Raw genomic sequence first — 23,649 nt, 5'->3', positions numbered from 1 at the left:
ATGGAATTACGTGAAAAACCGGGCAAAGTGCAAAAGCTTTTGGAGCTTTCCCTCCGCTTTCGCTTGATTTTTGTACTGCTGATGATTGGTTTTGCTGCCGCTTTCCTTGTGACTGGGTGGCAGCAGATGGCATCACTTCCGTTGGGTGCATCTGAAGCGCTTGGCATGTGGATTGCAAAGTTCACGAATGTCGTTTCGGCTTGGCATTCAACGCAGTACCTCTTTGTTGCCGGTCTCTCAATGCTCGTCCTCTACTTTGTCTTTGGCGGAGTGCGTGGTGGCTTTGCCGGCCTGATTGCATTGGTTGCCTTTTTGGGCGCTCTTTATGCCTTGGGCGGAGACGAAGACATGCTTCTCATGTTCTTTGCCGTGATTGCAGGGCTTGCACTCTTGTTCGTCGCCTTTGTAAAGTGGAGCGTCGCCTGTGCTTTGTTCCCGTTTGTCCTTTCGTGGCTGTTGCTCACGGGCTTTGTAAGCTGGTTCCCTATGATGATTGGCAAGGCTTGGCTGATGTGGGCTGTCCTTAGCGCTATTGCGTTTTCTGGAGTAATGGCTTGTGCGCTAGTCGCTGGCAAGGAACTTGGAGATGGCTCTCCGAAGGCGGGCGCTCTTGTTAAGGCGGGCAAAAAACTGTTGGTTCCAGTCCTCATTTCTTCGCTGCTTGCCATTTCTGCTCTTGTGGTCGACATGAGCGTTGTCGTGGATGCAAAGAGAATCGGCTGCGCTGCCTTTCTTTGGGTGGCTTTTAACGTATGGTTCTTTGGCTTTACTTTCAGTACGCTCTCTTTTGCACCGTGGGACCGTATCCGTTCGGGTTCTCGCCGCGTCAAGATGGGCGATAAAAAGAAAAAGCCTGCCAAGAAAAAGAAGTAATTTGATAATTGCGATATGGCGTCACAGACAATTAAAATTCAGTATCTCGACGAATCAATTCCGAAACTTACCTATGTCGGCGGCAAGTCTGACTGGATTGACTTGGCGGCGGCAGAGACCGTAACGCTCAAGGCGGGGGAGTTTCGCCTGATTCACTTGGGGGTTGCGATGAAATTGCCCGAAGGCTACGAGGCTCATATCGCTCCTCGCAGTTCTACGTTCAAGAACTACGGCATTTTGCAGGCGAATTCTGTGGGCGTTGTCGATTCTAGCTACTGCGGCGCAAATGACTGGTGGAAAATGCCCGTGTATGCGACCCGTGATGTCATCATTGAAAAAGGGAGCCGCATAGCGCAGTTCCGCATTATGGAAATACAGCCAACGCTCACGTTCGTGGAAGGCGCGCTTGATGGCGCCGACCGCGGTGGCTTTGGCTCTACTGGAATTTAGTTTTTAGAACGTGTGCTTCCACTGGAAGCCAAGGGCGTAGAAGTACCATTCTCGACCTGTCTTGGTCATGAAGGGTTCGTGCGCATCGTCTTTGTATTTTTCAAGGAAACTGCGACGGCCTCTAAAGTCGGCTAGCGCATATAACATGTCTTTTTCGCTGAGCTTTACTTCTACCATGGGCCAAATGTCTATGGTCATAAAGTCGCCTTCGTAATTGCGCGAGAAGTTGCCGTAATCGCTTGCTTGGTAATTTCCCCAAAGTTGTTGTACCGACACCAACCGTTGAGACCTTGAGCGGCATCTGGTAGCCCAGGAAATATTCCTGTTCGTACACCCATCCGCTAGCCTGGCCGTAGGTGTTTCTCCATGTCCAGACGGATGATTTTGTTCCCGTCATTTTTTGGTAACCGACTTTGTATGAGGCTGTTGCGACGACGTGGTGCCAATCGCCTTCCCAAACAGCAGCCAAGTCGAACATAAAGCAACCGCTTGCCCAGGTATAAAAATACCAGTGGGCAAATGGAGTCAAGTCCTCGTATTTGGGCTTGGATTCGTTAAGCTTGGCGAGACCTTGTATGTCATCGGTGAGTCCCCAACCTGTGCCTATGATTCCGCCGATAGCGAATTCGAGGAATGCAATCGGTGAGAATGTTACAGACGCTAAAGGTGCAACGGTGACAGGGGAGAGTTCTACCCCGAGGTTAAATGTTAAATGGTTGTCTGCGGTAAGTTCATCGGAACCATTTAAAAACGGCATGGTGTAGGTGGCATCAAATTCAGTAACGAATTCAATGCCGTCGTAAATACCGCTGATTCCTGAGAAGTGCGATGAACCCGTTTTGGGGGTTGTCTCTGGATAATATCCTAGCGATGTCAACAATGAATAATTTAATGGCGATTTCTCTTTTGACGATGTTTCTTCGGCAAAAAGTGCAGTACTGCAAACGGTCATTAATAAGATTGAAATAAACTTATTCATACAAAACATTCTTTAATCCAAATAGTCCCCCCTTGCGGGGGTAATAATAAATTAGTTAAAACGAAACTTTGCCCTTGAGAGTCAAGCTGCTGAAGTCTCGGTATAGACCGTACGTGCCATCCCTGCCTTGGGTTCCTTTAATATAAATGTCGCCAATCATACTGAGTGTAATGGCGTCATTGAGCTGGTAATCGACTTCAACTTCGCCTGCTGCAGAGCAAGCGCAAAATTCAAGTGCTCCAGAGCCAGAAACGGTAAGCGTTTCGTTCAAGAACGACTTTTCGACGCTGAGTGTTACCTGATGTTCGTATCGCTTGCGGTCCAAATAGTTCTTGTAGTTGAAAACGTAGTCCGAAATATACTGTGCCGTAATGGTCAAACTACCAATAATCGGGAAGGAGTAAGTCCAGTCGACACCGACAAGGCTTAAGAGCTGGTCCCTGCGCCTGCTTGTGTAGCTATGTTCTTCATTGAGGCTTTTTTCAATCTGGTAATCGGCAGATGTCTGGATATGGCGCTTAGGGAAGTAAGCTGTTTCCAGACGGAATACGAAGTCACCAACGGGGATTGCCGCATCGGCACCGACCATAGCCATACGTCTGTATTTCCCTGAAACGGTGAATCCTTCAAGGTTTGGATCGTCATTGGCATCTTCGTACATCAGAGGGCTGTATTTGAAGAACGGCGTGTCGTCCCAACCGTAGAATCCGTACAGCGACAAGTCCATCACAGAAGTGTAGAGGCTTGCGCGGAGCGCGTATTCGCTGTTGGAAAGACGCTTCTTGGGTAAATCAAAATTGTCGTAGTAATACGGACTGTAAACATCAAGTCCATCTACGTTACTCGGGAATACGCGCGAGCGGAGAGGGTTCTTCGATGCTATCGGGAGAATACTCGGTGTAAAGAACGGAATGTAATACGCATCAACTTGTGCTTTGTCTGTCAAAACAGACAGGCGGACAGCATCGACTCCGAGCTTGGATTCGTTGTAGTCATTTGCGACGACGCTTGATTCATCAAAGGGACTCACGACATCTGTAATCTGGATGTCGTCGGCTTTACCCCACGAGACAATCTGGCGACCGATACGGAGCGCAAATATTCCGGTTTTCCAGTCGATGTAGGCTTCTCTCAGCTTCAAGGCGAAGGAACCGTCATCGGCGACGAATCCGGACATGCCGTTTGAAGCTTGGGTACCGATGGCATCGTGGACCAATTGACCGTTCACGTAAACCATGCCTTCGTCAAAGAACGTTTTGATGGTACCGTCGAAAATCGTCTGGCCTAGCACAAAATCGTGTTTCAGATCGTGTGAATTGGCAAGGCTTACGCCTGCTTTGGTCGTAAGGCTTCCGTTAAATGTGGTTTCTTGCGCATAAAGCGTAGGTGCGGAAAAGAGGGTGATTGCCGCTAATGCAATAGCGGGGGTGATCGCCGTTAAAAAAGAATGCTTATTCATACTTCCTCCTTTTCTTTGCCAAAGGGTTTTGCCACATGTAAAAGGGCGGGGGTAATCGTGTAGTCGGCAATCAATGCACTTGAAAGGCCGACGATAATGAGGACTCCGAGAACTTCCAAGAAGTGCATGGGGCTGAACAGATAAACGCTGAACATGGAACACAGAATAATGGTTGTCAGGAACATGGTGGCTCCAATTTCGCGGAAGGTCGCTTCCATGGCCTTTTCGCTAGAACCCATTTGTTCATGTTTCATTTTCAGGTGTGTCGTCAAATGGATGGTGTCGTCAACGGCAATACCCAAAATCATGGGCATCACGGTAATGGTGCTGAAGTCAAGGGCATAATTGAAATACCCCATGACTCCACCCACGAGAATGACCGGAGCCACGTTCGGAATCATGCCGATAAGGCCGAGCTTAAGGCTAGAGAATGCGAAAACGAGCATGATGGCGATGATGACAAGTGAGAAACCAAAGGATTTCAGGCCACCAAAGATAATGCGGTTGCTCATTTCGGAATAGCGGATCATGTCGCCAAGCAAGGTGCATTTGGCGCCTGGGAAAAGTTCGGCAAGTTTTGCCTTCAAAGCGTCCATGTTGGCAAGCGCTTCTTCTGTGGCGAACTGCGTCATGTCCACGCTGACAACGGTTGTCTTAAAATCGTCATCCATGACATCGCTGAAGTCGTTGTGCATTTCGATAGAAGAAAGTTCCATCAGCTGTGCAAGTACGTATTCGTCTTCAGGGACGGTGTACATTGAATCCTTGCCCTCGTTGAGGGCGCGGTTCATTTCTTTCAGGATGCTTGTCGCCGAGGTAATGCGGGCCTTTCCGCCCGACCATTTGGTGAGCGAGAGCGTGCCGAGATAATCTTCGAGCTGCACGAGCGCTTTCATGTTTTCGGGCTTCTTGAATGCACCTTCTTCATCATAAGAAATCATGACTGTGTAGCTGTACTGATTGCCGAGTTTTTGTGCCAACATTTTTTTGACTTCTTGAATGTATGGCATTTTGTCGCCCGTGATGGTCAGGTAATCGAGCTGTGCCGTGATTTTGAACATCCCTGGAATGAATGCGGCGATAACCAATGCGCTAATGACAATGAACGATTTCTTTCTGTCGTGGACAAACTTAGACCATCTCGAAAAAGAGAGATCCAGTTTTGTAGCTCCGTTCACTTGAGTAGCTCTGGGCGCGCGGTCCTTGCCGAACGAGAGCAGAATCGGGATGAGCACGGTAACGTAGATGTAAATCGCGAGCACGATAAACGCGGATGTCTTACCCATCCATTCTAGGGGCTTCATGTTCACGAACAGGAAGCTGATAAATGATGCCATGGTCGTAAGAACCGTGAACAGTACTGGCCATCCACATTCCTCGACGCACTTGATGGCAGATTCCTTGCGCTTGCCCGTGCGTCTAAAATGCAACTTGAACATCTTGATGTAGTGTACGGAATAGCCGACGGCAAGTGCCATGCCAAGGACAACCGGTAAAGTCACAAGAGCGGAGTCTGCTTTTTCTCCAAAAAACGACATCGCTCCAAAAACTGTGGCGATAGCGCTGATTGTTGCCACTGCTGGAACAATCACGCCAAAGACGTTGCGCAGGCAAATTGCCAAGAACAAGAGCATCACGACAATGCTGCAGAGGACTCTTACACCGTATTCGGGAACTTCGTAACGGTCTTCGTTGGCGCTGTCGTATGGCATACCACCACCGTAAAGCTTGAATCCTTTGTTCTGGAATTCTTCGCTTTCGATGATGTTCATCAGCTTGTAGCCGATGTCTGTTGAAACTTCGGTGTTGTCCCCACCGTACTTTTCTTCGAGCTCTTTTCCTGTGAATGGATGGAGTGAAAGGGAAATCCACGTTTCTTTGCCATCATCGCTGACAAGCGAATTGATGAGTGCGTTCGTCTTTTCGCTCCCGCGCATCACGAGAGCACGCGCTTTGGCAAGCCCTTCGGAATCCGAAGGAATGCCGTTTTCATAGGGCTTTACAATCGAAAATCCTTCGTCATTGCCGACTGGAATATCGACTTCGACGATGGAGGTCAATCGGTCTGCAAACGGAATTTCATCACGCATGCGGTTGCCGATTTTTTCGATGACCTTCAGCATGTCTTCGCTAAAGACATCGCCTTCGCCTTGCTTTACGACAAGGACGCCAATCCCGTTCAGGTTTCCGAAGGTTTCTTCATATTTCTTAGTGTTGATGGTTATTTCATCGGAGTTGCCGAACCAGCCTTCTTCGCCAAGCGCTAGCGAAAAATTGCTCAAGCCTAAACAGCAAATGACCGTGACAATAAGCAATCCGGCAAGAATCTTCCAGCGGTTGCGAATTTGCGCCTGTCCGATCTTGCCGAAAAATTTGTTGAATTTTTCGACTTTCATATTTTGCTGTCCTTTTCTATCTACTTAATCTGTTCACGTTCAAGAGCGCTTACAGTGAAGTAGCTCTCGTTGACCTTTTCATCGTATTTGAGGTTCTTGACTTCGTAGATGGTCTTGTGGTTTGTCTGGACGTTAGTCATTGTCTGCTTGAGCGTGGTCCAGTAGCCGTTCACCTGTTTGATATCGTCTGCGGTAAGCGTTTTTTGCAGGCGGTTCTGCTTGTCGTAGTATTCGCCTTTCTGGACGACGAAGGTCTTCTTGTTCACCCATGTGACTCGGCGGCTGACTTTAGCCTTCGGGTCTTTGGCCTTGGCTTCCAAAATCCAGCAGTCGATGCCGTTCACTTTTTCTTCGCCAAGGAGGGCAAAGTTGTCCTTGGAGAGGCTGCGGGTGCCGAGATCGTCGTAAGTGAAGTCGGTTCCCTGGAAATCGTCGTCCTTGTTGGAGCCAGAAACGCGGCGTACCTTTTTCATGGCTGGGATATAAATCCAGCTGTCGCTATCGACTGTGGAACCGTCGGCTTTGTCGGGATAGTCGTAGGTGAGGTAGCTGATGCCTGCTACATCACGCGGAGTTTTGAACATGAGAACAGTCTTGTCGGTTGAGCCGTCTTTCATGGTGTAAGAGACTAATTCGCGGTTGCGGGTCTTGCCGTTTTTATCAATCAAAGTTACAGAAACAAGTCCGGAAGATGTTTTCCCGGAAGGTAAGTCGTGGACTTTTTTGGCGATTTCATTCGCGGACTGCGCGAAACAAGTTGTGAAAAGCAGAAAACCTGCGCTAAGAGCGCTCAAGAAATGATTTTTCATATTTTTCTCCTTCAAAAAATTTAAAGGCGGTTTATGAAAATCGCCTTGACTCTTTGTAAGAAAAATATATCATTTTGCTCGTTCTAGTAACAATTTCTGTAAAATTATAGTCCGAATTGTATTATAGGGGTGTTTTGTGTGTTCTAGAGCACGTTTTTCATACCTACTAATTTTACATGAAATTCTCTCGTCTTTCGTCTCTCGTCTTTCGTCTAATTCCTATATTTTCCACGCAAAAATTTTTAACAAGGATTATCTTATGGCAAAGATTGCTATTCTCGGTTACGGTAACCTCGGTCGCGGTGTGGAATGCGCTGTGAAGCAGGCTCCGGATATGGAACTCGTCGCTGTTTTCACTCGTCGCGATCCGCTGACGGTGAAGATCCAGACGGCTGGCGTTCCGGTGTTGAACGTTTCTGAAATGGAAGCATGGAAGGACAAGGTGGACGTGCTCATCATTTGCGGTGGCTCTGCTACGGACCTGCCGGTGCTCACCCCGAAGTATGCTTCTATGTTCAACGTAATCGACTCCTTCGACACGCACGCCAAGATCCCGCAGCACTTCGCTGCTGTTGACGCTGCTGCCAAGGGCGCAAACAAGATTGCTATGATCTCTGTCGGTTGGGACCCGGGTATGTTCAGCTTGAACCGCGTGTATGCTCAGTCCATCCTTCCGGAAGGCAAGGACTACACGTTCTGGGGCAAGGGTGTTTCTCAGGGCCACAGCGACGCAGTCCGCCGCATCAAGGGTGTGAAGAACGCCAAACAGTACACCTGCCCGGTGGAATCTGCTCTCGAAGCCGTGCGTAGCGGTTCCATGCCGGAACTCACCACTCGCCAGAAGCACACTCGTCTCGTTTACGTGGTTGCTGAAGAAGGTGCTGACAAGGCATACATCGAAAACGCCATCAAGACGATGCCGAACTACTTCGATGAATACGACACTACCGTCAACTTCATCAGCGAAGAAGAATTCAACAAGAACCACAGCGGCCTCGCTCACGGTGGTTTCGTGATCCGTACTGGCAAGACCGGCATGAACAAGGAACACACGCACGTGATCGAATACAGCCTCAAGCTTGATTCCAACCCGGAATTCACGACGAGCGTTCTCGTGGCTTACGCTCGCGCTGCTCTCCGCATGAAGGCTAACGGCCAGACTGGTTGCAAGACTGTTCTCGACGTTCCGCCTGCATACCTCAGCACGCTTAGCGACGAAGACCTCCGCGCTCACTGCTTGTAGTCGCCTACGGCTTACGGAGTAAAGTTTTTTCCGCCCCCGGAACAGTGTTCGGGGGGACAATGCAACAAAATTGCCTCGGGTTAAACCCGAGGCTTTTTGTATAAAGGAGATGCCTTCTAACGATTTAATCGTGAATGGTGTTCTTGAGGCTTTCGATCAAGCGGGCAAAGCTCGGGTCGGTTTCCATCTCTTTCTTGACGCTCTTGATGGCGTGCACGACGGTGGAGTGGTCCTTGCCGCCAAAACGGGAGCCGATGCTCTGCAAGCTGATGGGGGAGAGTTCGCGCATGAGGAACATGGCGACCTGGCGAGCCTTCGAGATTTCTTTGGTGCCGCGGCCCGGTTCGATGAGCTTGGTTTCGGGAACTTCGTAGTGCTGCGATACGGCATGGAGCACGGCGTCAAGGCTTACGCGGCGACGGAGTGTCGGGGCGATTTCGGTGACGACTTTCTGTGCGATGTTCATGTCGATGTCGTGGCTCATAAGGCTCGACTGGAGCGTGAGCTTGATGATGGCGCTTTCGAGACAACGCACGTTGCTTGCAATATTTTCAGCAAGGTAACGGATGACTTCGTCGCTGATTTCGAGGTGGCGTTCTTCGGCCTTCTTGTGGAGAATGGCTTCGCGCGTTTCGACGTCAGGCGGCTGGATGTCAACTGTTAAGCCCCAGGAGAATCGGCTCACAAGGCGGTCGGAGAGGTTCTTGACTTCGGCAGCGGGAGCATCAGACGTAAGCACGATCTGCTTGCCTGCCTGGTGCAGTGCGTTAAAGATCAAGAAAAATTCGTTTTGCGTTTCGTACTTGCCCGTCCAGTTCTGGATGTCATCGATCAAGAGAATGTCCACTTCGTTGCGGTAGAAGTCCGACATTTCGGTGATGCGCTTTTCTTGCAAGCACTTCATGTACTGCTGCGAGAAGTCTTCGGACGTGAGGTAAATCACACGCTTGGTCGGGTCTTCTTCGAGAATGTAGTTACCGATGGACTGGAGCAAGTGCGTCTTGCCAAGACCGGAAGAACCATAAATAAATAGCGGGTTGTACTGCGTTCCATCCGGATTCCTGGCGACAGCGAGGGCGGCGTTGAAGGCGAGCTGGGCCTTGTCACCCGGGACGAAGTTTTCGAAACGGAAGCTGCCAGAAAGCGGAACGCTCGGCTTGATAAATTCGCGGAAAGAGTTGTCAGAAGAGCTGACTTGCGGCTGGTAGACGTCCTGCGGCTGGAATTCAAATTCCACCGGAGCTTCATCGTGGGAAACGTCTTTCCAGGCGAGGCGGATCAGGTCCTTGTAAGCGGCATAGACTTTGACGTCAAGTCCGGGAGGCACAGCGATAACGGCGTGTCCTGGGGTTTGGCTTACAAGCTTGGTCTGTGCAAAATATGTCTTGAATACCGTATCCGACAGCATTCCGTGGAGGTAGTTCAAGCATCTTTCCCATTCAACCTGCATCTTCAATCCTCATCCGATTAATAATCTATCAACAACTAGGCGTTAAAATTTAGCTAATTCTTTGGAATGTTGATAGATTGGGAGTGAAATAAACCTAAAAAATTTCTTACTTCTCTGTAAACGAAAATTAACGTCAATGTTTGAGCCTCCGCGCGTTGGCAAGAATCCTTGAAATTTTGCAAATTTTCTAATTTTTTCTACGATGGTAATAAATACGCTTGTGGAATACATTTTTTGGATCCCCGTTTTGCTCTGGGTCGGTCTCCATTTTTGGTTTAGGAATGTCTCGTACGTCGTTTTTTTGAAAAATCAGCTCGATCGGGGCGAAAAATGGGCTTACGTGTTGAGCGGATTTGTGAAACACCCGGGGCGCGTGAGCTTCTTGCGTTTTTGCGATTATCTGTTTACGCTAGTGACGTCGTTTGCTACAGCATCGGCTATTGTATGGACTCTCCAAAAGATTGGGCTTGGTGCTAATGCCTATTATGGATTTGTGTCTGTGCTTATTTTTGCCTGGATTGCTCATTTGATGAAGCGCAGGACGGAACACAAGCTTACGGACTTGTTCCAGTCGGCTTTTTATCTGGAGTACCGTTGGGTGAATTATGGGATCCAGCGCAAGGGTATTGCGATGTCGGATGAAAACGTGCGTGACCGTGCGGGGTTGAGCTATGCGCATAAGCTTCGCAATGCCGAAGATCATGGCCGTTTTTGGAAGTACGTAAAGTCGATGGCTGCGTCTAAAAAGGTGCCGCCGGAAATGTATGAGGTGTACTAGCTCATATGATTGATAAATTGGATTCTTTAGATGTGGGCGAGAAGGTGCTCGAAGGCAAGGCGGCGTGGAAGTATGCCGAAGATATCCTGCAGTTGGTGTCGCGTACGTTTGCGCTGAACATCCAGGTTTTGCGTGGCAAGTTGCACCGCAGTATTTTGCTTGCGTACCTTTATTTGCGCATTGCCGATACGGTCGAAGATGACCCGGACATGAAGGCAACCGAAAAAGACCGCGTGCTTGCGCTGTTTGCTGATGTATTCAAGACGGGTGAACTCGAGACCGAGAAAATCCGCACGTTTGTGGCGGCGCTCCCGGAATCTTGGCATGGCTCCGAAGACCCGAACAAGGATCTTTGCTCAAAGTCTGAAGTCGTGGTGCCGCTTTTGAAGTCGCTTCCTAAGAACTACCAGAAGCCGGTTTGCGACGTGGTGATTGAAATGTGCGGTGGCATGGCGAAGTTTGCACTCCGTCAGGAAGCCGCGCTTTCGGCGGGCTGGTTTACGCTTGCGAACGTGGGTGAACTCGATGAATACTGCTACTATGTGGCAGGCATTGTCGGCAAGCTCTTGACCAAGCTATTCTCGGCGGACACGTGCTTTATCAATGCTGAACGCGAGGCGGAACTTTCGAAGCTGGACGTGAGCTTTGGGCTTGCCTTGCAGGTCGTGAACATCGTGAAGGACTGCGTCGAGGATTCTGGACGCCGCGTGTGCTTTATCCCTGAAGAGATTTGCAAGCGTCATGGCTTTGCGCACCCGAGCGAACTGTTTGCAGCAGGGGCTGATGCACAAAAATGCGGTGCAGTGCTTTCGGAACTTGTCGAGAAGGCTTGGCATCATCTGGACGATGCGATTGCCTACACGAAGCTCATCCCAAACATCAAGATGCGCACAAGGCTCTTCTGCCTCTGGCCGCTCTTTATGGCGGCGGAGAACTTGAGCTTGATCGGGAATGGCGTGTCGGTGTTCACTTCGGACAAGAAGGTGAAAATCACGCGCGATACGGTGAAGCGAATTGTCAAGGAAACGTCGATGCACTTCTATTCGGACAAGTGGATTGATGAAGCTTATAAGAAAATCAAAGGATAATATGGAAAAGTTTTATAATAAGTGGCCGTTCCATGTGGCGGTGATTGTTTTTAGCATTGTTTCTGACCAGTTGACGAAGCTGTGGGCGGTGGCGCGTTTTACGGACGAAGCAGGGAATTTTACGTACGAGAAAATTCCTGTGATTGGTGAACTTGTGCGCTTCCAGCTTGTGTACAACAAGGGTGCTGCGTTCAGTAGCCGTCCGCAAGACTTGATGCCGTTCTTGCCGCCTTGGCTGTTCTTTTTGCTGATTTCGATTGTCGCCGCTTTTGCACTTGCATGGTTCTACAAGTCTATCGACAAGCGCGATTATTTGAGCCGCTTGGGCGTTGTGATGATTCTTGGCGGTGCTGTCGGAAACTTCATTGACCGTATGCGCATGCAGATGGTTGTGGATTTTATCGACTGCGATTTCCCAGATTTTATCATGACCCGTTTCCCGACGTTTAACGTGGCGGACTCGTTTGTGACTGTCGGCGTTGCTCTTGTGATTTTGTCTCCCGTAATTTTACGCAAATTGCATAAGCAAATTAAAGAAGAAAAAGACGCGGAAAAAAGTGCTAAAGAAAACCCGCCTAACCCCTAAATCCTAATACAAAAAATGAATTATATCGTAGAAGAAAAGCATAATGGTGAACGTATCGACAAGTTCCTTGTCGGCGTTATGGAAAATGTCTCCCGCACAGACGTGCAGAAGCTGATTGAAGCGGGCGAAGTCAAGGTCGGCGGTGGCAAAGTCTCCAAGAACTTCCGCGTAGAAACGGGGATGGCGGTTGTCGTTGAAAAGATGATTGAGAAGGAATCTTCGACTCTTGAACCCGAGGATATTCCGCTGAACATCGTTTACGAAGATGATGATATCGTGGTCATCAACAAGCCGCGCAATTTGGTGGTGCATCCGGGTAATGGCGTGAGCAAGGGAACGCTTGCCGCAGCGCTCTTGTACCACTTCAAGGAAAATCTTTCGACCGTGAACGGTCCGCTCCGTCCGGGTATTGTCCACCGTCTGGACAAGGATACGCCGGGGCTTATGGTGGTCGCGAAAAACGACGCTGCACACAGGCATTTAGCGCACCAGCTCGAAACGCGCACGCTCCACCGCACGTACAATGCGCTTGTATGGGGTTGCCCGCGTGACCTCGAAGGAACGATTGACGCTCCGATTGGCCGCAATCCGAAGAACCGCCTCAAGATGGCGGTGGTGAAGGGCGGTAAGGAAAGCCGTACGCATTATGTGGCGAAGCAGTTCTTTGCGATTGCAACGCTCTTGGAATTGCAGTTGGAATCTGGCCGTACGCACCAGATTCGTGTGCATAGCCGTTACACGGGCCATCCGGTCGTGGGCGATCCGCTCTACGATGGTCGTGACGAAAGCTTGAACCGTGTGCCGCCTCTGATGAAGCCGGTGGCGGAGAAGGTTCTTGAAATTGCTCCGGCGCAGCTTTTGCAGGCCGTGAAGATTGAACTCATTCATCCGCGCACGAACAAGAAGCTTACGTTCAAGGTTCCGATGGAAGAGCCGTTTGCGAATGTGCTCAAGCTCTTGAAGAAGGAATGCCCGGCATCGGCGCCTGTATATGACGAAGAAGAAGGCTTCCGCGATTTCGATGCGCAGATTCGCTTTGACGAAGATGATGAATTTGACGAATACGAAGAACCGCTGGAAATCTCGCCAGATGAAGCCGCTCCTGTGAAGGAACGCAAGACTCGTGCCCAGCGCCTCGCCGAGAAAAAGGCGACTGCCGCCAAGCGCCGTGCCGTTGCTGCCGAACGCAAGCTCATCAAGCAGATGAAGGCTGCTCGCCGTAAGGGAGTTGCCCCGGAAGACTTTGTGGAACCAGGTTACGAACCCACAATTGACCCGGAATTGCTTTAATCTAAAACTTACAAGCTAACAATGACTAATTCTTACTTCTTTATCGGTGTTGCTGGCGTGGGCATGAGTGCCATCGCGCAGTATTTGGTGGGCAAGGGCGTTGCTGTAAGCGGTAGCGACCGTCAGTTTGGCGAGTTCCTGAACGGAAATGCCGAGAAGCCGCTTGTCATGAGCCAACTTGAAGATTGCGGAATCAAGTGCTTTGCGCAGGATGGTTCCGGCGTTGTCGAAGGACTTACCGCAGTTGTGGTGAGCACCGCTATTGAAGATTCGAATCCGGATTTGAAGCGTGCGAAGGAACTTGGCGTCCCAGTGATGCACCGCAGTGAAATGCTTGCGAAGATTTCCAAGGAAGCACGCACGATTGCGATTAGTGGTACGAGCGGAAAGTCGACGGTGACCGCGATGGTTTACCACATTCTCGATTATGCTGGACTCCAGCCGTCTGTGATGACGGGGGCTGGCCTCGTGAATTTGCAAGCTCAGGGCAAGATTGGTAACGCCGTGAGTGGCAAGGGTGAATGGCTTGTTGCCGAAGTCGATGAAAGCGATGGAACGCTTGTTCGCTATGAACCGGAAATCGGCGTTATTCTGAACATTGATAAGGACCACAAGGAAATCTCCGAGCTCGAACAAATTTTCTTGAAGTTCAGCCAGAACGTCTTGAGCGCAGGTCACATTCTGATTGTGAACGATGCACACCCGCTCGCAAAGAAGTTTAGCGCCGGTCGTGAATTTGACTTTGGCTATGAAAGCTATGTGAGCGTCCAGGGAATTGACTTTAAGTCTGTCGGAACGCATATTCAGTTCCGCGTGCGTCATGGCAATGAACTTGTGAAGTTCGAAATTCCGCTACCGGGCAAGCACAATATGGAAAATGCTTTAGCCGCAACTGCTGCCGCGCTCCGCGCGGGCGTTTCGCTCCACACTTGTGCCGATGCGCTTTCGTCTTTCCCGGGCGTGTTCCGCCGTCACCAGATTCTCGGAACGTTTAACGGCATTACGCTTGTCGATGACTTTGCTCACAATCCGGCGAAAATTGCCGCAAGCATCAAAAGCGCCCAGGACTTTACTGAAGGCCGCGTGATTGCTTGGTTCCAGCCGCATGGCTTTGGTCCGACGCGATTCTTGCGCAAGGACTTGGTGGACTTTATCGCCAAGACGCTCCGCCCGATGGACATGGATTTTGACCGCAAGAACGATGTGATGTTCTTCAGCGAAATCTATTACGCTGGCGGAACTGTTACGCGTGACATTAGCGCAGGCGACCTTGCAGATGACTTGATTCTCAAGGGTTGTGAGGCTATTTACATTGCTGACCGCAACGAGTGCGCCAAGAAAATGCTAGAATATGCAGAGCCGGGTGACACGATTTTGCTGATGGGGGCAAGAGATCCTAGCTTAAAGGAATATGCATGTTACGTCAAACAACTTTTAGAAGATCGATAAGCGCACATCAGGTTGTGAGCCGAAAGGGACTCGTATTAACGAGTCGTGTCGGCGAGAGCACGAGCCTGATTAAGTTTAATGAAGGCGAAAGGCTCGTGCGGTTGTATTAGACTCGTGCGGTCTTGTCGAAAATAGGGGAAAATTGCAATGGACAAAAAGATTGTTCTAAAAAATGTGTTTTTTGATGGCGCAAAGCGCGACATCTTGATTGTCGGTAATCTCTTTGAAAAGGTGACGCGTCCGCTGGAACTTGCTGATTACGAAGGCGCTGAAATCGTTGATTGTTCGCATTTCGCGATTATGCCTGCTTTCTATAACGGCCATACGCATGCGGCGATGAGCTTGTTGCGCGGTTTTGCCGATGACATGGAACTTGGCAAATGGCTCAACGAATACATTTGGCCGACAGAAGCGAAACTCACGCCTGACGATATCGCTGTTGGGAGCCACCTTGCAGTTCTCGAAATGATCAAGTCGGGAACGGTATTTTTTACGGACATGTATTGGCATCGTGAACAGACGATGCGCGTTGTCGAAGAGATGGGAATCCGTGCGGCAATTGGCGTTACGTTTGCGGAACCGCTGATGTCGCCAGAAGCTTGGGCGGCGAATGTCGATTTCTTGAAGAATCACACGGGCGAATCGGAACGTGTGCAGCTCGTGGTAATGCCGCATGCAATTTACACGGTGGGCGAGGAGAAAACTGCAGAACTCATTGAACTTGCTCATGCCGAGAATTACAAGATTCACACGCATTTGTCCGAAACGATGACCGAAATTAAGAATTGCATGGAACAGTTCGGCTGTACTCCTGTGGAATTTTGGAAGCGCCTTGGCGGCTTGAATTCAAATTTCTCGGCAGCGCACTGCACGCATTTCACGGCCTCTGACCGCAAGATTTTTGCGGAATCGGGTGCAACCGCAATTCTGAACCCGTGCTCCAACATGAAGCTGAACAGCGGCATTCCGCAGGTTGCCGAAATGCTCAAGGACGGCATGAAGCTTGGTCTTGGCACGGATGGCGATTCGTCGAATAATAATCTCGACATGCAAGAAGAAATGAAGACGATTGCGCTTTTGGCGAAGTATCTCGGAACGGCAGAAACGCTCCCGGCAGAAGAAGCTCTCAAGATGGCTACATGCAATGTTGCGCAGTTCTTTGGAATCAATGCAGGGCGCATTGCAGAAGGCTGTCTTGCGGATTGCTTGCTGATTGACTTGAATAACGAACGTATGGTGCCGTGCTATAACATCTATAGCAACTGGGTCTATTCTGCAAATTCTAGTGCAATTGACTCTGTCATGTGCAATGGCAAGTTCGTGATGCGCGGTCGCCATGTCGATGGGGAAGAAGAAATCCTCCGCGACGCTCGTGAATGCGCTGCCCGCCTTGTAGCCAAATAGGGGAAAGACCTTTAAAAAGGTGTCTTTTTTCAGTATTACCAAAAAGCGTCCCGTGCGATTTGCACGAGACGCTTGTTGTTGGAGTGTGGATGTTTTATTCTTTCTATTTATAAGTTAGATTGTTTTGAAACAAAAAGCCCTACTTTCGTAGGGCTTTTTATGGATAAAAAATCCATGTTGAGAAATGGTGTTGAGAATTTCCGCGCGCTCGGCTTTAGCCTTATGCCACGTTCATTGATTGTTCCCTAATGCACTCAATCTCGTTCTTGAGTTCGATGGCAAGTGCTGCGATTTCGGCATTTTGGCACTTGGTGCCAAGCGTATTCGCTTCACGACCCATTTCCTGGAGGATAAACCCGAGGTTCTTGCCCTGGGCGCCGCCCTTGGCGAGTGCGTCGAGGAACAGCTTGTTGTGGCTTCTGAATCTCGTGATTTCTTCGTGGATGTCGAGCTTGTCGGCCATGATGCAGGCTTCTTGCAAGAGGCGGACTTCGTCGATTTCGGAATCCTTCATGAGCGTATTGATGCGTTCGCGGAACTTGACCTTCCACGTTTCAATGCGTTGCGGATCGAGAACTTCGACTTTATCGATGACTTCGTTCAGGTGGATTACGCGACGGGTGAGGTCCACGGCGAGGTTTGCGCCTTCTTTTTCGCGCATGGCGATGACGCCGTCCAAAGCCTTGTCGAGTTCTGCCTTCAGGTGTTTTTCCCAGACTTCGTTGTCGCCATTGCCGTCCGTGAACTGCAAAACCTCAGGGATGGCAAGCACATGTTCAAGCTTGATGTCGCCTGCAATGCCGTACTTCTTCTGCATCGCTTTCGTTATTTCCACGAACTTTGCCACGGCGGCTTCGTTGTAGCAAACGGGAATGTTCCCGGCGTTGCCTGCGCCAAGCGTAATCGAAAAGTTCACGGAACCGCGAACGAGCTTGTCCTTGATTTGTGCCTTGAAATCGTTTTCGAGGTAGGCGAAGTTCTTTGGAATCTTGCTCGAAATTTCGAGGAAACGGCTGTTCACGCTGCGCACTTCGATAACGCACGTGATTCCTTGCAATGTGGATTCGCTCTTACCGAACCCGGTCATGGAGATAATAGACATTTTATCCTCTTTCGTCTCTCGTCTCTCGTCTTTCGTCTAATTTACTAATAGTCGCGATCACATGTTCGGCGCCAAAGTTCGGCAGGCCTATGGCGGTCAGGAACTTGCTTATCTTGTGTTCATTCTGGAAGTGCAAGTTTTCAATCTTGAAACCTTCCTTGTTGCACAAGGTATAGAAGTCCTTGAGCGTAAGCACGCGGATGTTCGGCGTGTCGTACCATTCGTAGGGGAGTTCCTTCGAAATCGGCATACGGCCGTGGAGCATCAGGCTTCCGCGGGCAGACCAGTGGCCGAAATTCGGGAACGTCACGATGACCTGCTTTGCGACGCGCAAAAGCTCGTTCAAAAGGGCGACCGGGTCGCGGATTTCCTGAATCGTGCGGTTGATAATCGCATAGTCGAAACTGCCATCCTTGATGTCCGTGAGACCACTTTCATCCAAGTCGCGCTGGATAACTTGTACGTCTTTTTCGAGGCAGTCGAGAATTCCCTTGATGTTCTTTTCGATGCCAAAGCCCGTGACGTTTTTCTTGCGGATAAGGTAATCTAGCAAGTCGCCACTGCCGCAACCGAGGTCGAGTACATGGCTACCTTCCTTCACGAGCTTGCTGATGCGCTGGAAGTCGTTCTGGTCGTGGAATACAGGTACTGCCTGCGTTCCGTTCTGCGGGATAATCTTTGAATCGAGGAAGCGGCCTACAGCCTTGCCGAGTTCGCCCACTTCAATCAAGAATCCGTCATGACCAAATTGCGTGTCAAGTTCGAGGCTCGTCACGGTCTTGCCGGTATTGAGGAGTGCGCTTGTAATGCGGCGGCTCTCGTGCGGCGGGAAAAGCCAGTCGGTTGAAAGGTTCACGTTCAGGACTTCAGCCTTGATGCCCTTGAAGGCGTTTTCTATGCTGCCGTATTCGGTTTCAAGGTCGAATGCGTCGGTCGCATGTGCGATGTGCAAGTAGCTGTTCGCATCAAAACGGTCGACGAACTTCGTTCCCTGATAACGTAAGTAGCTTTCAATCGGGAGGTTCAAGTCGTACGGCGTCGAGTAAGTGACGGCGTGGCTTCTGTTCTCCTGGTCCTGGGCGCGCTTGAACTTTTTCTCCATGCCAACGGCAGAGAGGTACGTGATGTGCGCGAGCTTGCGGGCGTTCGCAAGGCCGATGTCCGGTCTTGTTTTACCTTCATCGTAATAGTCGCCACCGTGGAAGTTCGGGTCCTGCGTGATGACATCGCGGGCTACAACTTCAAAGCCGAGCGCCTGGCTAGAAAAGCGCGGAGAGCTTGCAATCACGATGATGCGCTTCACCTGTTCCGGGTAGTAAATTGCCCATTTCATCGCCTGGAATCCACCCATGGATCCGCCGATGACGCTGTAGAATTCCTTGATGCCAAGACCGTCTGCAAGTTCTTTCTGGGCGTGTACCATGTCGCCTATCGTAATGGTAGGGAAGGTGCTGCCGTAGGGCTTGCCCGTGCGCGGGTTGATTGTTGCCGGGCCGGTCGAGCCCTTGCATCCGCCAAGGATGTTGCTGCAAACTACAAAGAATCGGTCTGTATCGATAGCCTTGCCAGGTCCGATGAGTTCGTCCCACCAGCCGGGCTTCTTGTCATTTTCGGTGTACCAGCCGGCGGCGTGCGCATCGGCGGTCAACGGCGAACAAACCCACACGGCGTTATCGCCGGCGGCGTTCAATGTGCCGTACGTTTCGTAACGGATGGTCAGGGCCGGGAGCGTCTTGCCGCTTTCCAGCAAAAAGCCCTGTTCACCATAATCCTTGTTGAAATCCTTGGGGATTACGGGACCAAACGATTTATGCAAATATTCACTCATATGCATAAAAGATAGTAAAGTTTTAGTAGGAAGTAGGCGGTAGACAGTAGGAATAGGTTGGGCTTTCGCCTTTTGTTTTTTGATCATAGCTTTTGTTTATTGTTGCTTATAAATCCAGCAACCTTTAAACACTTCAACTTCCGACTTCCTACTGTGTACCAAATTGTAAATTCTTTTCGTGCGATTCTAGTCACGATTTTCATGCCCTCATTTTTGTAACTTGTTGATTTGTATATAGTTACGGATCCTGATTGGCGAAAAATGGTCAAAAATTCGGATTTTACAATTGATTTTGTCGGATACAGATGAGACGATTGTGTATGCTTTTTTGATGTTTTTCTTCAATCAAAGTAAGTTTTCGTTATTATATTTCTCACACATCGTGGGCTGATTGTGCCCTCAAGCTTTAACTTAAAGGACTAAAATGAAACGTCTCTCTCTCTTTGCTATGGCTCTCGTAGTCTCCGGCCTCGTTGCTTGCAACCAAGCTTCCGCTGGCGGTTCGTTCAACCAGCAGGCTCGCCTCGACTCCCTTGAAAAGGATTTCAAGCAGGTTAAGGAAGAATTTGAAATCTTCAAGTACGCTCTTGAAAAGCGCGGCATCTCCCTCGAACAGGCCCGTGCCGAAATGGAAGCCGACAACAAGGTTTGGGACATCCCGGACGAAGACAGCCCGGTCTTTGGCAACACCAAGAGCCCGAAGCTCACGATTGTTGAATTCACCGAATTCCAATGCCCGTACTGCTCTCGCATCGCTCCGGCTATGCAGGAACTCAACAAGAAGTACCCGAACGAAATCAAGTTCGTCTACAAGCACTTCCCGCTCAGCTTCCACTCCAATGCTAAGGCCGCTGCAGCATCTTCTATCGCAGCTCAGAAGCAGGGCAAGTTCTGGGAATACCGCTATGCTCTCGCACCGCACTCCCGCGAACTCTCCGATTCCGTCTACCTCGCTGTTGCTAAGGAAATTGGCCTCAACATCGAACAGTTCAAGAAGGACATGGTTCTCGATTCTGCTATGAACGCTCGCATCGACAAGGACTTCCAGTTGGGCGTCAAGGTCGGCGTTCAGGGAACTCCGAACTTCTACATCAACGGCAAGCGTCAGGACCGCTTCAGCCCGGATCTCGTCGAAAAGATGTTGAAGGAAGCCAAGTAATTACGTTTTCAGGCGTGCACGTTAAATCGATTGACGTGTGCGCTTTTTAATTTCCAAGTTTGTAATTTAAAATCAAAAACAACAAAAGGATGCACATTATGATTAAGCAATCATTGAAAGTTGCCTCGCTCGCCGTCCTCGGCTTGAGCGTTACAGCTGCAATGGCTCAGCCGAAACGTCCGCATCTGGCTGTGTACAAGTTCTTCGATGAACAGTACCGTCCGGGTGGATACGATTACTCTTACGGCGGCACGAGCAAGGGTGTCACCATCACCAAGTCTGGTGGTTACAAGTCCAAGGCTGCCTTGAACATCAAGTTGGACCCGAAGGAATACTCCGGTGCTTCCATCTGCCTTTACAATGAATTCTTCGACTTGAACAAGTACATGCTTGACTCCAAGGTCGAATTCATGATCAAGGGCAAGAACGGTGGCGAATCTGTTAAGGTCGGCCTCCTCGACGAAGAAGTTTCTGACGGCAAGAAGACTCAGGTCGTGCTTCCGATGAACAAGTACATCGAAGGCGGCGCCGTGACGACGGACTGGAAGAAGGTTTCCATTCCTCTCGTGGACTTCCCGGACCGTGGTCTCTACTGGGACAACACCCGCAAGTCCGAATTCCCGTCTCGTATTGACTGGGACAAGATTGCTGAAATCCGTTTCTCCATTGACAAGAGCGCTGCAAGCGAATTCGAAGTCTGGGTCGACAACATCGAAATCGTGAAGGGCAACAAGAAGGCTGCCCCGAAGAAGCAGATGGTCTACTGGGACGAAAACAATGATATCATTGACGGCCCGAAGAACCCGGAAAAGCTCGACGGCAAGGCCAAGACGCTCGCTACGTTCTATGACAACCAGGTCAAGGGCTTCTCTTACAGCTACGGTGGTCTCACCGCTCAGCGTGAAGCTCAGTCCAAGACTCCGGGCAACAAGAACGTGCTCGCCATGTACATCGATAACAACGACTGGTCTGGCGTGACCTACTCTCTCGGTGAAGGCAAGTTCATTGACCTCTCCAAGGTTCGCGACAAGGGCGGTCTCTACTTCTGGATCAAGGGTAAGCTCGGTGGCGAAAAGCTCTACGTCGGTATCCTCGACAACCAGGGCAACGATATCAAGAGCCAGACCAAGGTCGGCCTCAACGACTGGATCAAGGTCTCCAAGGATTGGCAGCTCGCCAAGATTCCTCTCAAGCGCTTCACCGACAAGGGTAAGGCTTGGGACGCTAACAAGTCCGCTGAAGTCGCTAAGGACATCAAGTGGGACAAGATTCAGGAAATCCGCTTCTCTGTTGGCAAGGGCGAAAACGCAGGCGAACCGGGCAAGCCGGCTCCTGTGACGGTCTTCGTGGACCAGATCACCTTCACGTCCAACATCGACTGGGTGGACCCGGATCTCAAGTGGGATTCCTTCAAGTCCAACGCTCCGGACTACGTGATCTCCGACTTCGAAGGCAAGTTTGCTAAGGACAAGTGGGAACCGTCCACCGGTCCGAAGTCTCAGCTCAAGTTCAAGGTTGAAAACTGCGCCGAATTCAAGAGCAACTGCTTGAATATCGAACACTACCTCCTTGCTGACTGGGTTGACGTTGTGCTCGACATGCAGAAGAATGGCCGTCCGGCTGCTGACCGTGACTGGACCAAGCACTGGGGCATCATGTTCGACGTTTACTCTGAAAAGGCATGGCAGTCCATCACCGTTCAGGTTCAGGATGCTGGCAACGAAATCTTCGTTTCTAACGTCGGTGCTCCGAAGGGCAAGACCACAATCCTCGTTCCGTTCCGTACGTTCGGCAAGTTCCCGTACTATCAACCGCCTAACGCTGTTGAAAACGGTCTCTTCGACCTCAAGGGTGTAACTGCTCTCGACTTCAAGCCGAGTGGTGAAGGTACTGCAGGTGGCTTCAAGGTTGACAACATTCGTTTGACCAACCAGCGCGAAGTCAAGGCTAAGGAACGTCCGGCTGTCATCAAGGTCTTGGTGAAGGGCGAAAAGGATGTCCTCAACCCGAATATCTCTGGTGGCTTGTTCGGTATCAACGCCGCTCTCTGGGACGGCGACATGCTCGACAACAAGAACTTCAAGGTTCAGACTCGCGAATACGCAAAGCGCATCAACCACGGCATTATCCGTTACCCGGGTGGTCTCCGTGCTGATGACGACCACTGGAAGGAAATCCTCGACAACCACGACTGGATGGTCGACACCGACGAATTCCTCGAATGGTTGAAGAAGACTGGCTCTAACGCTATGTTCACTGTGAACTTCGGTTCCGGCACTGAAAAGGAAGCCGCTGACTGGGTCAAGCACACGAACATCGACAAGAAGGCCGGCATCCTCTACTGGGAAATCGGTAACGAAATCTACGGTAACTGGCATCCGTATTACGAAAAGTATGGTAAGGACGGCGGTACCATCTATGGTAAGCGCGCTCGTAAGTTCATCGAAGCCATGAAGAAAGTTGACCCGACCATCAAGGTGGCTGTGCTCGGCGTTCTCGAAGGCGACTGGAACGACAAGGTCCTTGCTGAAACGGGTGACATCGCTGACGGTCTTATCGTCCACCACTACCCGCAGCACTTCGGCGAAGAAAACGACTTCGCTATGCTCTCTGCTCCGCAGACCCTTACCGCAATCTACGAACGTTTGCACAAGGTCGTGGACAAGTGGACCAAGAAGTACAACAAGGATAAGAAGATCGAACTCTGGCTCACCGAATGGAACTCTGTTGACTTCAACCCGGGTCCGCAGACCTTGTCTGTCGAAAACGGCTTGTTCGTCGCTGACTACCTCGGTATGCTCGCTACTGAAAACGTCGACAACGCTCAGTACTGGGATATCCACAACGACATCACTCCGGAAGGCGGTGACTATGGTTACTTGACCCGTTCTGGTGAAGAATGCATGAACTGCCCGCGCCCGAGCTACTGGGCATTCCAGATGGCTTCCGACGCTCTCCGTGGCAAGCTCATGAAGACCACCATCAAGGGTGACGAAGACGCTCTCCTGACCGCTTACTGGACTGTAAACGGCAACAAGAAGCAGCTCCTCCTCGTGAACAAGAGCCCGTACAGCGAATTCGACATCAAGCTTGACATTCCGGGCTTCAAGGGTAAGGCCAAGGTCCAGACTTTGGACAAGACCTCCGAAAAGCTTAAGGAAGGCTGGGCAAACGACCCGTCCAAGAAGGCTAAGACTGTCGATATCTCTAAGGGTATCAAGGTCGGCAAGCGCACCCTTACTCTCATCACTTTGGAATAAGTGAACAAGGGTTCGTAAGCTAGATTCTAGAAATCTTGAAAAGGAC

Annotated in this window: 19 protein-coding genes; 11 read left to right on the top strand and 8 right to left on the bottom strand. The window is 50.3% G+C overall.

Translation table 11 applies throughout. The features are described 5' to 3' along the window. Positions 1-873, top strand: a complete 873-nt coding sequence (locus FSU_RS01910) for a hypothetical protein (RefSeq protein ID WP_012819853.1) — start codon at positions 1-3, stop codon at positions 871-873. Between the two features lie 15 nt (positions 874-888). Then, entirely contained in the window at positions 889-1,323 is a 435-nt protein-coding gene (locus tag FSU_RS01905) for a dUTP diphosphatase (RefSeq protein WP_012819852.1), read from the top strand. 3 nt (positions 1,324-1,326) lie between these two features. Here the strand turns inward: FSU_RS01905 and FSU_RS16245 are convergent, their stop codons facing one another. From FSU_RS16245 to FSU_RS01885, 5 genes are all read right to left on the bottom strand, one after another. Then, the gene (locus FSU_RS16245) at positions 1,327-1,470 is read right to left on the bottom strand and encodes a hypothetical protein (RefSeq protein ID WP_157747917.1); all 144 of its coding nucleotides are present in this window, start codon (positions 1,468-1,470) and stop codon (positions 1,327-1,329) included. Continuing rightward, entirely contained in the window at positions 1,445-2,275 is an 831-nt protein-coding gene (locus tag FSU_RS01900; RefSeq protein ID WP_157747916.1) for a hypothetical protein, read from the bottom strand. The genes FSU_RS16245 and FSU_RS01900 overlap by 26 nt, the downstream gene beginning before the upstream one ends. Positions 2,276-2,357: 82 nt before the next feature. Continuing rightward, on the bottom strand, positions 2,358-3,761 hold the full coding sequence (locus FSU_RS01895; protein WP_012819850.1) for a DUF1302 family protein: 1,404 nt from the start codon (positions 3,759-3,761) through the stop codon (positions 2,358-2,360). After that, positions 3,758-6,157 (bottom strand): efflux RND transporter permease subunit, encoded by a 2,400-nt coding sequence (locus FSU_RS01890; RefSeq protein ID WP_012819849.1) that lies wholly within the window; start codon positions 6,155-6,157, stop codon positions 3,758-3,760. Before FSU_RS01890 ends, FSU_RS01895 begins: the two co-directional genes overlap by 4 nt. Positions 6,158-6,177: 20 nt before the next feature. Further along, positions 6,178-6,966, bottom strand: coding sequence for an outer membrane lipoprotein-sorting protein (locus FSU_RS01885; protein WP_012819848.1), 789 nt, complete (start codon positions 6,964-6,966; stop codon positions 6,178-6,180). Between the two features lie 259 nt (positions 6,967-7,225). On the opposite strand from FSU_RS01885, the gene FSU_RS01880 reads away from it, so the two are divergent. Further along, positions 7,226-8,209, top strand: coding sequence for a diaminopimelate dehydrogenase (locus FSU_RS01880; RefSeq protein WP_012819847.1), 984 nt, complete (start codon positions 7,226-7,228; stop codon positions 8,207-8,209). A gap of 124 nt (positions 8,210-8,333) precedes the next feature. Here FSU_RS01880 and dnaA read toward each other — a convergent pair whose 3' ends face one another. After that, complete coding sequence (gene dnaA, locus FSU_RS01875; RefSeq protein WP_012819846.1) at positions 8,334-9,659, bottom strand: chromosomal replication initiator protein DnaA; 1,326 nt, start codon at positions 9,657-9,659, stop codon at positions 8,334-8,336. A 301-nt stretch (positions 9,660-9,960) separates the two neighbouring features. Between dnaA and FSU_RS01870 the strand changes: the two genes are divergently transcribed. From FSU_RS01870 to FSU_RS01845, 6 genes are all read left to right on the top strand, one after another. Further along, positions 9,961-10,437 carry a hypothetical protein gene (locus FSU_RS01870; protein WP_244263695.1) on the top strand — a complete coding sequence of 159 codons (477 nt, stop codon included), beginning with the start codon at positions 9,961-9,963 and terminating at the stop codon, positions 10,435-10,437. A gap of 5 nt (positions 10,438-10,442) precedes the next feature. Continuing rightward, on the top strand, positions 10,443-11,525 hold the full coding sequence (locus tag FSU_RS01865) for a squalene/phytoene synthase family protein (protein ID WP_014545217.1): 1,083 nt from the start codon (positions 10,443-10,445) through the stop codon (positions 11,523-11,525). Position 11,526: 1 nt separating this feature from the next. Then, positions 11,527-12,111 (top strand): signal peptidase II, encoded by a 585-nt coding sequence (gene lspA / locus FSU_RS01860; protein WP_014545216.1) that lies wholly within the window; start codon positions 11,527-11,529, stop codon positions 12,109-12,111. Positions 12,112-12,126: 15 nt separating this feature from the next. After that, positions 12,127-13,401: an RluA family pseudouridine synthase gene (locus tag FSU_RS01855; RefSeq protein WP_014545215.1), complete on the top strand. Its 1,275-nt coding sequence runs from the start codon at positions 12,127-12,129 to the stop codon at positions 13,399-13,401. Positions 13,402-13,422: 21 nt separating this feature from the next. Continuing rightward, on the top strand, positions 13,423-14,850 hold the full coding sequence (locus tag FSU_RS01850) for a UDP-N-acetylmuramate--L-alanine ligase (RefSeq protein WP_014545214.1): 1,428 nt from the start codon (positions 13,423-13,425) through the stop codon (positions 14,848-14,850). A gap of 147 nt (positions 14,851-14,997) precedes the next feature. Continuing rightward, a complete protein-coding gene (locus FSU_RS01845; protein ID WP_014545213.1) occupies positions 14,998-16,254 on the top strand; it encodes an amidohydrolase in 1,257 nt (418 codons plus the stop codon). A gap of 220 nt (positions 16,255-16,474) precedes the next feature. Here the strand turns inward: FSU_RS01845 and FSU_RS01840 are convergent, their stop codons facing one another. Continuing rightward, positions 16,475-17,356 carry a YicC/YloC family endoribonuclease gene (locus FSU_RS01840; RefSeq protein ID WP_014545212.1) on the bottom strand — a complete coding sequence of 294 codons (882 nt, stop codon included), beginning with the start codon at positions 17,354-17,356 and terminating at the stop codon, positions 16,475-16,477. A 1-nt stretch (position 17,357) separates the two neighbouring features. Further along, positions 17,358-19,184 carry a homoserine O-acetyltransferase MetX gene (gene metX, locus FSU_RS01835; protein WP_244263694.1) on the bottom strand — a complete coding sequence of 609 codons (1,827 nt, stop codon included), beginning with the start codon at positions 19,182-19,184 and terminating at the stop codon, positions 17,358-17,360. 424 nt (positions 19,185-19,608) lie between these two features. Between metX and FSU_RS01830 the strand changes: the two genes are divergently transcribed. Further along, positions 19,609-20,343, top strand: coding sequence for a DsbA family protein (locus tag FSU_RS01830; protein ID WP_014545210.1), 735 nt, complete (start codon positions 19,609-19,611; stop codon positions 20,341-20,343). 98 nt (positions 20,344-20,441) lie between these two features. Continuing rightward, positions 20,442-23,603, top strand: a complete 3,162-nt coding sequence (locus FSU_RS01825) for a carbohydrate binding domain-containing protein (protein WP_014545209.1) — start codon at positions 20,442-20,444, stop codon at positions 23,601-23,603. Positions 23,604-23,649: the final 46 nt, after the last annotated feature.

The sequence above is a fragment of the Fibrobacter succinogenes subsp. succinogenes S85 genome (assembly GCF_000146505.1).
GTDB lineage: Bacteria > Fibrobacterota > Fibrobacteria > Fibrobacterales > Fibrobacteraceae > Fibrobacter > Fibrobacter succinogenes.
This window is presented reverse-complemented; position numbering and strand designations above follow the sequence as displayed.

What these genes read in the sequence shown, in the direction of transcription:
- FSU_RS01910 (WP_012819853.1), top strand. Translation starts at nt 1, where the DNA reads ATGGAATTACGTGAAAAACCGGGCAAAGTGCAAAAGCTTTTGGAGCTT.
- FSU_RS01905 (WP_012819852.1), top strand. Translation starts at nt 889, where the DNA reads ATGGCGTCACAGACAATTAAAATTCAGTATCTCGACGAATCAATTCCG.
- FSU_RS16245 (WP_157747917.1), bottom strand. Translation starts at nt 1,470, where the DNA reads ATGTTATATGCGCTAGCCGACTTTAGAGGCCGTCGCAGTTTCCTTGAA.
- FSU_RS01900 (WP_157747916.1), bottom strand. Translation starts at nt 2,275, where the DNA reads ATGACCGTTTGCAGTACTGCACTTTTTGCCGAAGAAACATCGTCAAAA.
- FSU_RS01895 (WP_012819850.1), bottom strand. Translation starts at nt 3,761, where the DNA reads ATGAATAAGCATTCTTTTTTAACGGCGATCACCCCCGCTATTGCATTA.
- FSU_RS01890 (WP_012819849.1), bottom strand. Translation starts at nt 6,157, where the DNA reads ATGAAAGTCGAAAAATTCAACAAATTTTTCGGCAAGATCGGACAGGCG.
- FSU_RS01885 (WP_012819848.1), bottom strand. Translation starts at nt 6,966, where the DNA reads ATGAAAAATCATTTCTTGAGCGCTCTTAGCGCAGGTTTTCTGCTTTTC.
- FSU_RS01880 (WP_012819847.1), top strand. Translation starts at nt 7,226, where the DNA reads ATGGCAAAGATTGCTATTCTCGGTTACGGTAACCTCGGTCGCGGTGTG.
- dnaA (WP_012819846.1), bottom strand. Translation starts at nt 9,659, where the DNA reads ATGCAGGTTGAATGGGAAAGATGCTTGAACTACCTCCACGGAATGCTG.
- FSU_RS01865 (WP_014545217.1), top strand. Translation starts at nt 10,443, where the DNA reads ATGATTGATAAATTGGATTCTTTAGATGTGGGCGAGAAGGTGCTCGAA.
- lspA (WP_014545216.1), top strand. Translation starts at nt 11,527, where the DNA reads ATGGAAAAGTTTTATAATAAGTGGCCGTTCCATGTGGCGGTGATTGTT.
- FSU_RS01855 (WP_014545215.1), top strand. Translation starts at nt 12,127, where the DNA reads ATGAATTATATCGTAGAAGAAAAGCATAATGGTGAACGTATCGACAAG.
- FSU_RS01850 (WP_014545214.1), top strand. Translation starts at nt 13,423, where the DNA reads ATGACTAATTCTTACTTCTTTATCGGTGTTGCTGGCGTGGGCATGAGT.
- FSU_RS01845 (WP_014545213.1), top strand. Translation starts at nt 14,998, where the DNA reads ATGGACAAAAAGATTGTTCTAAAAAATGTGTTTTTTGATGGCGCAAAG.
- FSU_RS01840 (WP_014545212.1), bottom strand. Translation starts at nt 17,356, where the DNA reads ATGTCTATTATCTCCATGACCGGGTTCGGTAAGAGCGAATCCACATTG.
- metX (WP_244263694.1), bottom strand. Translation starts at nt 19,184, where the DNA reads ATGAGTGAATATTTGCATAAATCGTTTGGTCCCGTAATCCCCAAGGAT.
- FSU_RS01830 (WP_014545210.1), top strand. Translation starts at nt 19,609, where the DNA reads ATGAAACGTCTCTCTCTCTTTGCTATGGCTCTCGTAGTCTCCGGCCTC.
- FSU_RS01825 (WP_014545209.1), top strand. Translation starts at nt 20,442, where the DNA reads ATGATTAAGCAATCATTGAAAGTTGCCTCGCTCGCCGTCCTCGGCTTG.